The organism is Chryseobacterium salivictor (assembly GCF_004359195.1).
Taxonomy (GTDB): Bacteria; Bacteroidota; Bacteroidia; order Flavobacteriales; family Weeksellaceae; genus Kaistella; species Kaistella salivictor.
Window position 1 is genome coordinate 656676 of the sequence record NZ_CP037954.1, and the last position, 13396, is coordinate 670071.

9 protein-coding genes are annotated in these 13396 nt (G+C 37.2%); 1 reads left to right on the plus strand and 8 read right to left on the minus strand.

Annotation, left to right across the window (positions count from 1 at the left end; genetic code table 11):
• Positions 1–360 precede the first annotated feature (360 nt).
• From pckA to NBC122_RS03105, 6 genes are all read right to left on the minus strand, one after another.
• Positions 361–1965, minus strand: a complete 1605-nt coding sequence (gene pckA / locus NBC122_RS03080; RefSeq protein ID WP_133438958.1) for a phosphoenolpyruvate carboxykinase (ATP) — start codon at positions 1963–1965, stop codon at positions 361–363.
• Between the two features lie 128 nt (positions 1966–2093).
• Positions 2094–2990 (minus strand): GYDIA family GHMP kinase, encoded by an 897-nt coding sequence (locus NBC122_RS03085; protein ID WP_133438959.1) that lies wholly within the window; start codon positions 2988–2990, stop codon positions 2094–2096.
• Between the two features lie 13 nt (positions 2991–3003).
• Positions 3004–3882, minus strand: coding sequence for an ACP S-malonyltransferase (fabD, locus tag NBC122_RS03090; RefSeq protein ID WP_133438960.1), 879 nt, complete (start codon positions 3880–3882; stop codon positions 3004–3006).
• Between the two features lie 56 nt (positions 3883–3938).
• A complete protein-coding gene (locus NBC122_RS03095) occupies positions 3939–5879 on the minus strand; it encodes an amino acid ABC transporter substrate-binding protein (protein ID WP_133438961.1) in 1941 nt (646 codons plus the stop codon).
• Positions 5880–5915: 36 nt separating this feature from the next.
• Positions 5916–7502 carry a bacillithiol biosynthesis cysteine-adding enzyme BshC gene (gene bshC / locus NBC122_RS03100; RefSeq protein WP_133438962.1) on the minus strand — a complete coding sequence of 529 codons (1587 nt, stop codon included), beginning with the start codon at positions 7500–7502 and terminating at the stop codon, positions 5916–5918.
• Between the two features lie 9 nt (positions 7503–7511).
• A complete protein-coding gene (locus NBC122_RS03105) occupies positions 7512–9440 on the minus strand; it encodes a putative porin (RefSeq protein ID WP_133438963.1) in 1929 nt (642 codons plus the stop codon).
• Between the two features lie 148 nt (positions 9441–9588).
• Here NBC122_RS03105 and NBC122_RS03110 point away from each other — a divergent pair, with 148 nt between their 5' ends.
• Entirely contained in the window at positions 9589–10284 is a 696-nt protein-coding gene (locus NBC122_RS03110) for a hypothetical protein (protein ID WP_133438964.1), read from the plus strand.
• A gap of 252 nt (positions 10285–10536) precedes the next feature.
• Here NBC122_RS03110 and NBC122_RS03115 read toward each other — a convergent pair whose 3' ends face one another.
• Complete coding sequence (locus NBC122_RS03115; RefSeq protein ID WP_133438965.1) at positions 10537–11718, minus strand: IS256 family transposase; 1182 nt, start codon at positions 11716–11718, stop codon at positions 10537–10539.
• Positions 11719–11960: 242 nt separating this feature from the next.
• Complete coding sequence (locus NBC122_RS03120; protein ID WP_133438966.1) at positions 11961–13385, minus strand: RagB/SusD family nutrient uptake outer membrane protein; 1425 nt, start codon at positions 13383–13385, stop codon at positions 11961–11963.
• Between the last annotated feature and the right edge of the window lie 11 nt (positions 13386–13396).

Here is a 13396-nt window from a genome sequence, read left to right on the forward strand (position 1 = left end):
TACCCATTAATCACAAACAACATTTCATCATTATTTTAACTGTTTGTCCATAGTATTAGTCATTACAAAACCCAGAGATAAACGGACTCAGATGTTCACCTTCGAACGTTGCGCAAACTTACTGTTATCCTGAGGTACGACTAAGTCATATAAATCAGAATAGGCACTTAATTGAATTTTTTGCTGTTGTAATAACATAGGTGAATCGCCGTTAATCAGTATTAAATATACGAAAAAAAGAGCGTAAACTCTTCTGTTTACACTCTTTTTTAATTATAAATAAATCCAATTTTTGAAGAGACTTTTTCAGTGGCCTCCCTTTTGGTCGGGGGAATCTCTATATAAAATAATTTATTAATTCTAAAGTTGCGGTCCTGCTTCTACTAATCTTCTCGCCTCATCATTATCACAATATTGTTCGAAGTTTTTGATGTAACGCGCTGCCAGATCTTTCGCTTTAACCTCCCATTCAGAAGCGCTTGCGTAAGTTGATCGTGGGTCCAGGATCCCTTCTGAAACATTTGGCAATGCAGTAGGGATTTGCAAATTCATTACAGGAATTGTTATTTTTCCTGCATTGTCGATTGATCCATCAATAATAGCATCGATGATTGCACGGGTGTCTTTCAAAGAGATTCTTTTTCCAGTTCCGTTCCAGCCGGTGTTTACCAAATAAGCTTTTGCACCGTGTTCTTTCATTTTCCCGATTAAGGTTTTAGAATACATGGTCGGGTGCAACGTTAAGAATGCCTCACCAAATGCCGGAGAAAATGATGGTTCCGGTTCTGTAATCCCTCTTTCTGTGCCCGCTAATTTTGAGGTATATCCACAAAGGAAATGGTATTGTGCCTGATCTTCGTCTAATACAGAAACCGGCGGCAATACTCCAAATGCGTCTGCTGACAAATAAACAATCTTCTTAGCATGTCCTGCTTTTGATGGCAATACAATTTTGCTGATATGATAAATCGGGTAAGAAACTCTGGTGTTTTCGGTAATTGAATTATCGGTGTAATCTGCCTCTCCATACTCGTTAACGACCACATTTTCCAACAGAGAATCTCTTCTGATCGCTTTGAAAATATCCGGTTCTTTGTCTTCTGAAAGGTCGATTACTTTTGCATAACAACCGCCTTCAAAGTTGAAAACTCCGTTGTCGTCCCAGCCATGCTCATCGTCACCAATCAAATATCTTTTTGGATCTGCAGAAAGCGTTGTTTTACCGGTTCCTGAAAGACCGAAGAACAAAGCAACATCTCCTTCTTCACCCACATTTGCAGAACAATGCATCGATGCCATTCCTTTTAGCGGAAGGTAATAATTCATAATGGCAAACATGCCTTTCTTCATTTCTCCTCCGTACCATGTTCCGCCGATAATCTGTATTCTTTCGGTCAGATTGAACATCACGAAATTCTCAGAATTCAATCCCTGTTCTTTCCAGTTTGGATTGGTTGTTTTAGAACCGTTCATCACGATGAAATCCGGCTCGCCGAAATTTTCCAATTCAAAGTTAGAAGGACGGATAAACATATTGGTCACGAAATGGGCCTGCCATGCAACCTCCATAATGAAACGGACTTTCAGTCTTGTATCAGGATTGGTGCCGCAAAATGCATCAACCACATATATTTTTTTGGACGAAGACAATTGCTTCAAAACCAAATCCTTACAACTTTCAAAAATTTGCGGAGTGGTTGGTAAGTTGACTTTACCATCCCAATGAATGGTATCTTTGCTTACATCGTCTTTTACAATAAAACGGTCTTTCGGTGAACGTCCGGTAAAGACACCGGTTTTTACAGCCACAGCTCCAGATTTGGTCACGGCACCTTTTTCGAAACCCGCATTTTTGCAGGACATTTCCGCAGTGTACAATTCTTCGTAGCTCGGATTATAAGATACTTCTTCGTAACCGGTAATCCCGAGATTATGGAGTTGTTGGATGATTTTAATGTTCTTCATAATGTCTTTATATTTCTGATTTTTTATTACAACACAAATTTAATCATTAATAGGTTTAATGATGTTTTAAAAATAATGATATTCATCAGAATCTGCAAGAAATTTTAAAATTAGCAAATGATTGATTTTCAGTAAATTAAATCTTCAAACGCAAAGACAGTGGAAAAACCCTTTCCCCGAAAATAATCCTCAAAACCTAAAAACTTTGAACTCATTACAAAATCTCCACCCCAAGCTCCTAGGCTTTTCACGAAACCGGGGCAGTTTTCGAAATGCTTTTCTTTTACCGTTTCAATTCCGAGGAAGTCGCTCAATTTACTTTCGTGTAAGATCATTAAATCTGAAAAATTTTCTAAAGATTTCGCCTCTAAAACCTGATGCGTAATTTGCGAAAATTCTTCAATAAGCTCAGCTGATTTTTCTCTGGACCGATAGAGATTAATCCCTTCCCGGCTGTTTTGCTTTTGGTTGAGATGAATGAAAATTAAATCCTTTTTAAAATCGGGATCAAAATCGATTTTCTGAATAATCCTTTCAGGTTGATTTTGGTAGAGAATTGCAGACTTTTCCTGTGCCACCGCTATATCGTAACCGCTTCCTCCCAAACAGGATTCATTGAGTCGGAAAGCGTCGACTGCTGCCCATTGTGCCAAATTATTCATTAAAGTAGAACTGCTCCCCAAACCGAAATTCGCTGGAAACTGTAAATCCGTCTTTATAGAATAAGAAGTGTTACTCTTTAATTTAGAAGCAGAAAGTTCTTTAACTTTCATTAAAACCTTTAAAATAAATTCGGCTGACCCGGGAATATTCGTATTGAGCACGGTTCCGTTACGATAATCCAAAGTTGCATTCAGCCAGGGTTTGCCCTGATGAAGTGCTGTCCAATGAACTAATGATCTGCCATCGGGGTTTTCTGAAACAAAAAACTCCTGCCCCCATTTTGTAGGAAGAGCAAGAGCCAAGGCGCCATCGAGGACGACATATTCAGACGTGAGCAATAATTTTCCGTGGGAAAAAATCATACCCGTGTTTTTTTTAAATGGCAGAAGAAACTTCTACGGTATTATTAATTTTTTTAATTAATCCCTGCAAAGTTTTTCCAGGACCCACTTCCACGAAAGAAGTCGCCCCTCTTTGAATCATATTCTGTACAGACTGCGTCCATTTTACCGGTCCCGTTAACTGTGCAATCAGATTAAGTTTAATTTCATCAGGATCAGTCACTGCGGTTGTAGTGATGTTTTGGTAAACCGGCATTGTCGGTTTGTAAAATTTGGTATTGTGAATGGCTTCAGCTAATTTTTCCTGTGCAGGCTTCATCAAAGGGGAATGAAAAGCGCCGTTTACTGGAAGCATTAAGGCACGTTTTGCACCCGCATTTTTCATGTTTTGGCAAGCCAGTTCTACCGCCGCAGTTTCACCTGAAATCACCAGTTGTCCGGGACAGTTGTAATTGGCAGGAACCACGATTCCGGGAGTTTCTTCACAGATTTTTTCCACAAGATCATCAGCAAGACCGAGGATCGCTGCCATGGAACTTGGGTTGGCGTCACACGCTTCCTGCATTGCTTTTGCACGCGTAGAAACCAACTTCAAACCGTCTTCAAAACTTAAAACTCCGTTGGCCACCAACGCAGAAAATTCGCCCAAAGAATGGCCGGCAACCATTTCCGGCGCCACGCCGTTCAGGGCAGTTTTCAGAGCAGCAACAGAGTAGATGAATATCGCAGGCTGCGTAACTTCGGTTTTTTTCAGATCTTCTTCTGAACCATTAAACATGACCGAAAGAATATCGAATCCTAAAATTTTATTGGCAGAATCCATCAAATCTTTGATGTCTTTACGGGATTCATATAATTCTTTTCCCATCCCGACATATTGTGAACCTTGTCCAGGAAATACAAGTGCTTTCATAAAGTTATTTACAGATATATTTGGCTTAAAATAATTTTTATCACCAGTGTTTTTTATTAATTAGGAATCAACCGTATCACGCGGTATCCTTTGTTGACGTATGCTCCGTTTTTTGTTTTTTCAAATTCAAACTTTGTAGCCAATTGTGTTTGCACTTTATTCATTTGTTTGAAAATTTCTCCTTTTTTATTCTCGCGGCTCAACATATCATTGACGACATCAAAACCGATGACCGCGTATTTTGAGGGGGTTTTACAATATTTCTTTTTGTAAGCTTCCAGAATTTGTTTTTCGAAAACGCCGTCGGTATCTATTTTCCGGTCCATTATATATACCAGATTACTTTGGCTCAATTCATCTATCTTTTTCTCAAACATTGGAGAATAGTACATGCTGAAGGATTTCAGTCCATCGACTTCTTTGGAAAGAGCAATCATTCTGTTGGCAAATGCATCTCCGGCATCATCATTTTTATTTGCTAAAATGGCAATAACAGGTGCTGGTTTTCCGGTCATCATATTTTGATCAGGCTGAATATCGGCGGCCGATTTTACCAAAATAATATTTGCGTTTTTTAAATTCTTTTTCAGATTGGTTTCCAGATACTTTGCATAGGTTTGATCTGCGTCTGCAACAATATAGATTTTCTGATCCGAGAAGGCATCTTTTACTTCCTTCACAATTCGGTCTGCATACACGAAATCACTTGTTTCAATAATGATCAGATTCTGGTAAGACCACAGATCTTCTGAATTTGCAAAAGGTGCTACTACAGGTATTTTGCTGCTTTTCACATAATCCAGAACCTGTAACACATTGGATTTAAAAAACGGGCCGATAATTAAATCAGTATTATCTCTATTGATTTGGGTTAAAGAATTTATAAAACTTTTCTCGTTGCCGGCATCAATTATCTTGACATCCAAGCTTTTACCACTTTTTGTATTTTGCTCAATGGCTAATTTTGCACCAGCGAGAAAGTCCAGAGACAAAGTTCTGTATTTCGAATCATTGCTGTCAAAACCAAAAGGAAGCATAATTACAACATTCAGCGCATTTCCGGATTTCTTAACATAGGCAGAATCCAATTTCTTAATTTTCAAAACCATTCCGGATTTCAAACCTTGCGATAAGTTCGGGTTCAAAGACAATAAATCATCCAGTGTGATTCCGAATTTATTCAAAATCCCGAATACGGTATCACCTGCCTGAACGGTATAAGTAACATAATCATCCGCAACCGATGTTGTAGAATAAGTTGGCGCGGAAGCGCTCTGTGAAACGGCCGTCGTTTGCACTTCTGACTTTTCCTGTTCAGAAGACCCCATTCCTTTTACCTGAATAACATCACCAGGCTGCAGCCCTTTTTCTTCCAAACCTGGATTCAACGCGAAAAGTTCCTTTTGATTTAAATTAAATTTGCGGGATAATTTATAGTAATTGTCTTTTGGCTGAACGGTATAAGCGTTTTCGTCATTTGCTGCAACTGTAACGGCGGCAGGAGTTTTTTCAGGTTCGGGATCTGGTTGTGAAACCGTTTTTGCAGGTTCCGCTACTGCAACAGCACCTTGCTGAGCATCACCAAATTTCTGAATATTGGCTAATGGTAAAGTTACTTCGTCACCGATTTTCAGGTGGGAATCCAGTTCAGGATTCAGGGTTCTTAACTCGGTTTCGGAAATCTGATATTGCTTGGTAATCCCGTAAATCGTTTGCTTCGGTTTCAGGATGATTTTTCCTAATTTAGCGGCAGATGATACAGCTTTTTGCGGTGTCGATACGGCAGTTGCAGCCGACCTGTTAATCACCAAAATATCGCCGACCGATACTTTACCGTCTTTTGAACTGGGATTTAATTTCACCAAATCATCAACGGTCATGGCATATCTTTTCGCGATATTATAAGGAGTATCTCCCTTCACCACGGTATGGGTTTTCTGGGCAGACAAACCTGCTATTGCTGTGAGACCAGCTAAAATAAAAAACTTTTTGATCATCTTGTAGAAAATATTTACAAAAATACTGCTTTAAAATTAAATAGTAAAAATTATTAATTCTGAGTTTTCAACCTCCAATGCGTCATAACAATTATGAAGCCACTCATTGCCAAAGTCTGAGTAGAATACAGAAAAATTATAAGTCCTTTCCTGCCAGGTGTTTCCCGGATGAATCTTGAGGAACAAATTTTCTAAGCGTTCCAGTTTTTCCCTGTGTTTGATTTTCTCGGCGCGGAGCAGTCTTTTTTTCATTCGGTCAAAAGATTTCAACTGTCGGGTCTGTTCGGCTTCCACCAGATTCGCAAAGGTTTTCTCGGTTGATCCTGCTTTTGCTTTCAAACGGATGAACTGGTCTTTTAACTGCGTTTCCTGTTGATTTAACAAGGGTAGAATTTCATTGTCGTTTAATAAAATATGCTTGGTGACGGCCGCAAAATTTCTGAAAAAATCATTAATTTTCAAACCTAAATTTTCAGCCTTCGAAACCGTTTTTTCAGCAATCATCAACATAGAATTTCTTGGAATAAGGATCGGGAACGGGAGGCCGAGTTTTTCAAAATAATCCCGCAGTTCCAGCCAATACATGATTTCGGCATTCCCACCGACGTAGGCAATATTGGGCAAAATGGTTTCCTGATACACCGGCCGCATCAAAGCATTCGGGCTAAACCGTTCCGGATGATTTTCTAATTCGTTTAAAATTCCCTCTTTACTAAAAGATATGTCTTTATCAACGAGAACAAATTGGTCATGTTCAAAAGCAATCCTGTCCCGTGTTTCTGAAAGATAAAACAGATTAATCTCGCGCGGATTGACCTGAACCTTTCCGTATTTTCCGCTTAAGAAATCAACCGTACTTTTTGTGGTTTCAAATAAATTTTGGTTCAGCAGTTCATCCCTGAAAACCGTTTTCATTTCCCTTTTCAATTTCGCTTCATCTCCATCAAGAACCAATAAACCGTAGTCCGCAAAAAGTTCGTGCACGATAATTCTGGTTGCTTGTGAAAGTGTATTTCCTTTTTTATAGGCGCGCTTTAACAATAAAATGAGTTCAGTCCCGAAAACCGAATCTTTGAATTCTTCTTCAAACTGAGCAATAAAAAAGTCATCTTCCACCATAATTCTGCCGACTGCGCCCCCTGATTTTGCTTTGGTTTCGTAATAATTATTTTCCGTTTTGAAATGATTGATTTCTTCAAAATCATGATCTTCCGAAGCCAGCCAAAATAAAGGGACGAAATTCTTAGCCGGAAATTTTGCGTTTAAAAACTCCGCCAATTTAATGGTCTGTAAAATTTTATAAATAAAGAAAACCGGACCGGTAAAAAGGTTTAACTGATGACCGGTTGTGACGGTGAAAGTTTCTTCTAATGCTAAATGCTTCAGATTAGATTGCTGTTTTTCCGACTGTGGAAAATCGGCATATTGATTTTGTAAAACTTCGCAAAGCACTTTCCTTTTCCCCGAAGAGAAAGATTTCTCTTTTTGTAGAAACTGCTTTTCAATATTTTCAAGGTTAAAAAACTGCGGTTCGAAACCGGCAATTTTTTGCGTCAGAAAATCTTTAATAAGCAAAGGAATGCCCTCAATTTCTAAAAAAGGAATGTTGGTTAGTTTTTTCACAATTATTTTTTAACTAAATAAATACCATACAATTCCCAGATTCAACCGGAAATCATACAACGGATAATAAGGTGCGGTAAATGATTTATTCTTCATAAAGGTAGTGTTGAGGTGCTGCGCTTCGATGAAGAAAAACATTCTTTTCACTTTCATATTAAAATAAACATCGGCAATTGGCTGCCCACCAATCGCGTACGAATTTTCATTAGGCAAAATAAATTCATTCAGCACCGGGAAAAATTCACGGGAGGCAAACTTTGAAAAATAATAAACTTTAACTCCGGTCTGAATTTCGGCAGCGTTTTTAAATGCTTTGGTCTGGTAAAAAAGATTGGCTCTTCCGACAAAATTCGGCATCGGCAAAAGTTCTTTATTATTGATCGCAGATTGGAAAAGCACTTTCGGATTGAGATGGAATTTACCATAAGAAAATGTTGCGTCGCCACCGATCTGGGAAATATTTACCGAGGAAGAACTCTGCTGTGGAAATGCTTCTGCATTCAAATAAGTATAATTATCGATTCTGAAATAATTGGCAAAAACACTGCTTTTAAACCATTTCAAATTCAGGTCACCACCAATTTCGGTAATGCTTTGGTTTTTCGGGTCTGCAAAATAATAATTAAATTTTTTATAAACCGAAGGATTGAGCAGCAAATTAAAACTTGGTGAAGCCGACTGGAAGTTCACTTTTGCATTGACGAAATAATCGGGAATGGGTTCAAACCGCACCACGTTTTGAGAACGGATAAAACTGCCGAATTCTTTTCCGGTAGAGAATTCCAGATTTGAATTTAGTGCTATTTTATCCCAAAGTTTCACCACCAGATTTCCGACAGCACCAATTCTGTTTTCCGAAATTTCCTGAGGAAAACCCAAAGCAGCCGGAAAAGGCGTACCAACTCCCAGTTTGATCATTTGATGGCGAACTCCTGCATCCAACTTAAAGTTTTCTTTATCAAAAAGAATGCTTACCGTATTGCTCAAATTTTTTGAATATTTTTTTAAAGAGGCCGGATAATCATCCAACTCTAAAGGATCGCTGAAGTAATAGCGCTCCGGCGAAGATTGATTATAATAATATTTATTCGTCTGACTGAAAATGGTATGCCGGATTTTAAACGGAAATTTTTCTGAATTGAAAGGTTTAAATTCATGGCTGAAATAATAGCGCCGGTACGCAAACTGCGAATTGGAACCGCTCAGGTTAACCTGCAGATTTTCGCGGTTGTTAAAGTCGGAATTTCCATTGAGAAACAAATCCAGATCGGCGATTCCACCATTCTCCTGATTGTTGACGTTCTGATGAATAAAATGCGCAAAGGCTTCGTATTTGCCGTTTTTTGAAAGGTAGTGTCCGGAAAACAGGACTTCATTATTGGCAGCCAAAGAGTTGAGATAATGGCCTTGTGAGCGAAGTCCGGTATATTCTACGGCGAAGTTGAATTCTCTGCCGATATTTTGGGTGTAGGTGGATTGCAGAACCGCTCCATTCCGCACCGAATTGTGGTAAATAAATGAGGCGGTTGGTGTTTTTACATCATAATACCTGATCTCCTTAATTCCTTTAATAAAATAAGATTTATTGGCCGGAAGCAGCGACAGGTTTTGCTCCGTATCTACTTCGAATACCAAAGGATTAAATCCTGAACCGACATTGGCGAACTGAACTTTGCCGAAATTATCCCGGTTATTGTATTGAGAAAATATAAAAGTTTTGTCGTGGGTAAAAACCGTATCGAAGATTTTCTTCTCCGAGAACTGTGTTCTGTAGGTATAATCGTAAATGGTTGGTTTAAAAATTTTCAGCGAATCTTTGAATCCCGAATCGATCACTAAGGTGTCACCGGGTTTCACACGGTTAGAGTCAGTTTTGTTAACAATCTGTGCATTCAGGTTATAACTAAAAAGGAATATGCAGAAAAGGATGAATCTCATTCTATTTGTTTGGTGTACAAATGTAAGAAATATGGGGAAATAAAAAAGGGAGGTGAATTTGACGACCTTTCAGAATAAATAACAATCATTTGCCGTTTCCTATTAGAAACAAATCATTATATTTGTTTCTAACAACAATTACTTAAAAATGAAAAAGACACTCTTATTACTTCTGTTTCCTATAGTATATAACGCACAAGTTATGACTGATGTATCTGTCTTCAATAATTCAAATGGAAGTGTTTTCGATGTTAAAAACACCAATTTTAAATCATACGAAGGCATTGATGGCTCCCCATATATTGATGAAGCATTTTCAATTATCAAAATTAAAGGATATAACGAAGTCCTCCCTCCGGTAAGGTATAATGCATACGAGGATGAAATGGAATTCAAAATTGACAATCAATTAAATTATGTTCAAAAAGTACCAGAAATGAACTTTACTTTTTTGAACAGTGCTAAAAAATATGCCCTGAAAAACTATACCCTAGAGGGAATTACCACCAATGGATGGCTTGTAGAACTTGTCCAGGAAGATGGTCCTTTTAAGCTTTATAAAAAAGAAAGGGTCCAAATAGTAGAGTACAATAATAATACAACTAACACGTACTTGAAGCAGAAAAACCCTTATTTTGAGAAGACAAAGGATCTCCTTATTCTGTTTGATGGGCATAATTACATTAAGTTTCCTAAAAACTCAAAAGAATTTAAGTTATGGGTGGATAATAAAGGGATAGATTCTGCTTTAAAAAGTTCTGAAGATTATTTCAGGAAGAATAAAATTAACTTCAGCAAGGATTCTGATCTTGTCAATTTGGTAATGTATATGAATACTTTATAAAACATTTTGGCGCAGGTAATTCCAAAATTAGGAAATTGGGCAACACTTTAAATTATTGAAAAACTTTCAATAATTTTTTTTGTTTTTTTATTATAGTCTGAAATAGAACTTTGTTTTAAAATTAAGGTAGTGTCTTAAAAAGTGTGTAAAAAAAATGTTGTTGTTGTTGTTGTTGTTGTTGTTGTTGTTGATTTGGTTTAGAAATGTGGGTAACTTTAAGCGAAGCGTAAAAAAGTTATCCATATTTCTAAATCAAACCGCTACTTCTATTGTTTGCTTTTTTTTAAGTTCCTCTATTTCTCGAAACGCTGTTACTGGATAACTGTAAGATTTATATTCTTTTTCCATCGCAACAGAACCCATTAAAAAAAGTATTGATTCTGGACTAGGCATCGCTCCACGCATTTTTAAAACCCTTTTGTAATCCCTGTTCAAGCGCTCGATCCAGTTCGTTGTATAAATCATTCGCTGGATCGAGGGTGGATAATTTAAGTAGGTAAAATAAGCGATGTTTCGCTCGTTTGAGAACGATTTCAAACTTGAATAACTTTTTTGGTACTTCTCTACAAAACTACACAAATTTTTAAATGCTTCTACAGCAGTGATACTTTTTGTTTCAATAGCAAATATTTCCAGTAGTTCTTTACCAATTTCCAGTCTTTTTGTACGTGGAAAAACTGCTAATATATTCCGTTTGATATGCACCACACAAAGCTGATGTGAAGCATTGGGAAAGGATTCTGCAATCGCATTCTCAATTGAAGTCAAACCATCTGAAGCAATTAATCCAACACTTTGTACACCTCTTTCTTTTAGGGATTCCAGTTCCATTTGCCACAATGTAGCACCTTCTGTTGGATGATTGACAATACTCAGAACTTCTCTTGATCCGTCTTCTTTGATCCCCAAAATCGTGTAATAACCTTCTTTACTAACTGATTTGTCTCTTCGTGTATGTACAAAAGTAGCATCAATGTAAAGTACCAAATAATGTGATTCTAATTTTCGTTTTAGCCAAATATCAACTTCCTCACGACTATCTTTCATCAGATAACTAATCTGCTGTTTGCTGTATTCTTTGCCATAAATCTCTTCGTATACATCGCTAACCTGCTCCGTGGTTAAGCCACGACGATATAAACTGAAAATTAATTTGCGGCGTTCTTCATCTTCGTTGCGAAGTACATTTAATAAAACTGGATAAAATGTACCATTTCTTGTTCTTGGTACTTTTAAAATCATCTCTTTGCCAAATCCCCTGGCTTTTCTCTCCCGGTATCCATTGCAATAGTCTCCTTCATTCTCCTGCTGATGAAGATGTCTTTCACTTTTCATAAAAGCATTTAAGGTTAATTGCATCAATAAGTTGCTCCCATTTTCAGAATTTGCGACATTTAATAATAAATCCGAAATTTGTTCTTGTGTAAAGTTCATAAGTCTGTACGTTTATTTGTTGTAATTTAAAAATACAACTTTTTACTTTACACACTTTTTTAGTACAGTATCTCCTATGGTATTATCAAGTCGCCTTAATATTTTTTTGGATTTTTCTGAGCAGCACAAAAGAACCAGATGAATCATTCGCACTCTGCATAGATCGAATACTACAATATTTAATTATTACATAAAAAAAGGCTCTCAAATTTTGAGAGCCTTTCAAATTCACATTGAATTATTTAGTTATCATAACCTGGATTTGAAACTACAGGAGTTCCGGAAATATCAGTTTCTGATCTAGGAATTGGGAAAGCCAATTGGTTAATATTTATACTAGCAGGTTTGAATGAAGTATCACCCCATCTCAATTGATCCCACTGTCTGAATCCTTCACCAAGTAATTCTTTTCTTCTTTCTACCTTAATCATGTTAAGATTAACGGAAGTTATCGCATCCAATTGTTCCTGAACTGAAGTTACCGTAGTACCCACAGTTATTGGTCCTAATCTATTGGCTAAAATTTCTTTGTAATATTTTAGTGCTTTTGCAGGATCTCCACCGTTTAATTCAGCTTCAGCTCCATTTAAAAGTACTTCTTCATATCGGATCATTTTAATATTATCCGCCCCAGTTCTATTTAAATATTTACCTCTGGTACTGTAAGAAAGATAATTTACTCCACTCACTTTGCTTACCAGATTTCTTCTAATATCATTAGTTGCATACAATGCCAAGGTTGATTCATATACCACCAAATTTTTGTATCCGTTGTAGCTTAGAATCTGGTTGTAGGAACTTGTAGAAAGAGAAGAATCAGTCCCTACTTCCAATTCGAAAATTGAGTTAGGAGCAGCCCCTCTTAATGTAAAATCAAAAGATGGCTGATAAAGATCCCTTGCCACAACGCTGTATTTACCATACAACTCATTGGTTAATGTTCTTACTTTGGCATAGTCTCCTTTGTAAAGATAAAATCTAGACATTAACACTTTTAAGGCGTTAATTGAAAGCTCTGTCTTATTTGACGGAGTATCATTTGCTACTTTCGCTGTCATTACTGCCAAAGCTTTATTGAAATCTGCTTCGATTTGAACTTCAGTCTGTGCAATAGTACTTCTCGCTTGCAGAGCTTTAGGATCATACTTCGTTGGTGTTACCACTCCAAGGGGACCACCCGTATATTTCTGACCATAAAGTCTTAACAAATCAAAGAAACCCTGTGCTCTGAGCGCATAAGCCTGTCCTTGGTAATACTCCGCTTTTGCAACGTCAGCTGCGGTACCTGTCAACTTAGCTAAATCAGTATTAATTACAATATTTGTTTTACCCACCATCGTATAAATTTGATTATACGTATCTCTAGCGTAAGCATCACTAGAAGTCATGTTATATTGTCTCACACTATTAAAGTAGCCACTTCCGCCATTACTAAACATTTCATCCGAACGGATTTCTCCAAATGCAAGGTAGTCACGTCCATAATACGTAGCTGATCTCATTGATACGTAAGCTCCTCTCACAAAAGATTGGATTTCCTGTACTGTCTTTAGATCCGATTGAATAACTGACTGTTGAAATTCTCTTTCAACAAAGTCATTACTACAAGATGTTGCTGCTGTTAATACCCCGAGAGATATAACACCTATTTTTAATATATTTTTCATTTTTTTTATCT

Coding starts and splice junctions, on each gene's coding strand:
- NBC122_RS03105 (WP_133438963.1), bottom strand. CDS start 9,440: ATGAGATTCATCCTTTTCTGCATATTCCTTTTTAGTTATAACCTGAAT.
- NBC122_RS03095 (WP_133438961.1), bottom strand. CDS start 5,879: ATGATCAAAAAGTTTTTTATTTTAGCTGGTCTCACAGCAATAGCAGGT.
- pckA (WP_133438958.1), bottom strand. CDS start 1,965: ATGAAGAACATTAAAATCATCCAACAACTCCATAATCTCGGGATTACC.
- NBC122_RS03120 (WP_133438966.1), bottom strand. CDS start 13,385: ATGAAAAATATATTAAAAATAGGTGTTATATCTCTCGGGGTATTAACA.
- NBC122_RS03110 (WP_133438964.1), top strand. CDS start 9,589: ATGAAAAAGACACTCTTATTACTTCTGTTTCCTATAGTATATAACGCA.
- fabD (WP_133438960.1), bottom strand. CDS start 3,882: ATGAAAGCACTTGTATTTCCTGGACAAGGTTCACAATATGTCGGGATG.
- NBC122_RS03115 (WP_133438965.1), bottom strand. CDS start 11,718: ATGAACTTTACACAAGAACAAATTTCGGATTTATTATTAAATGTCGCA.
- NBC122_RS03085 (WP_133438959.1), bottom strand. CDS start 2,990: ATGATTTTTTCCCACGGAAAATTATTGCTCACGTCTGAATATGTCGTC.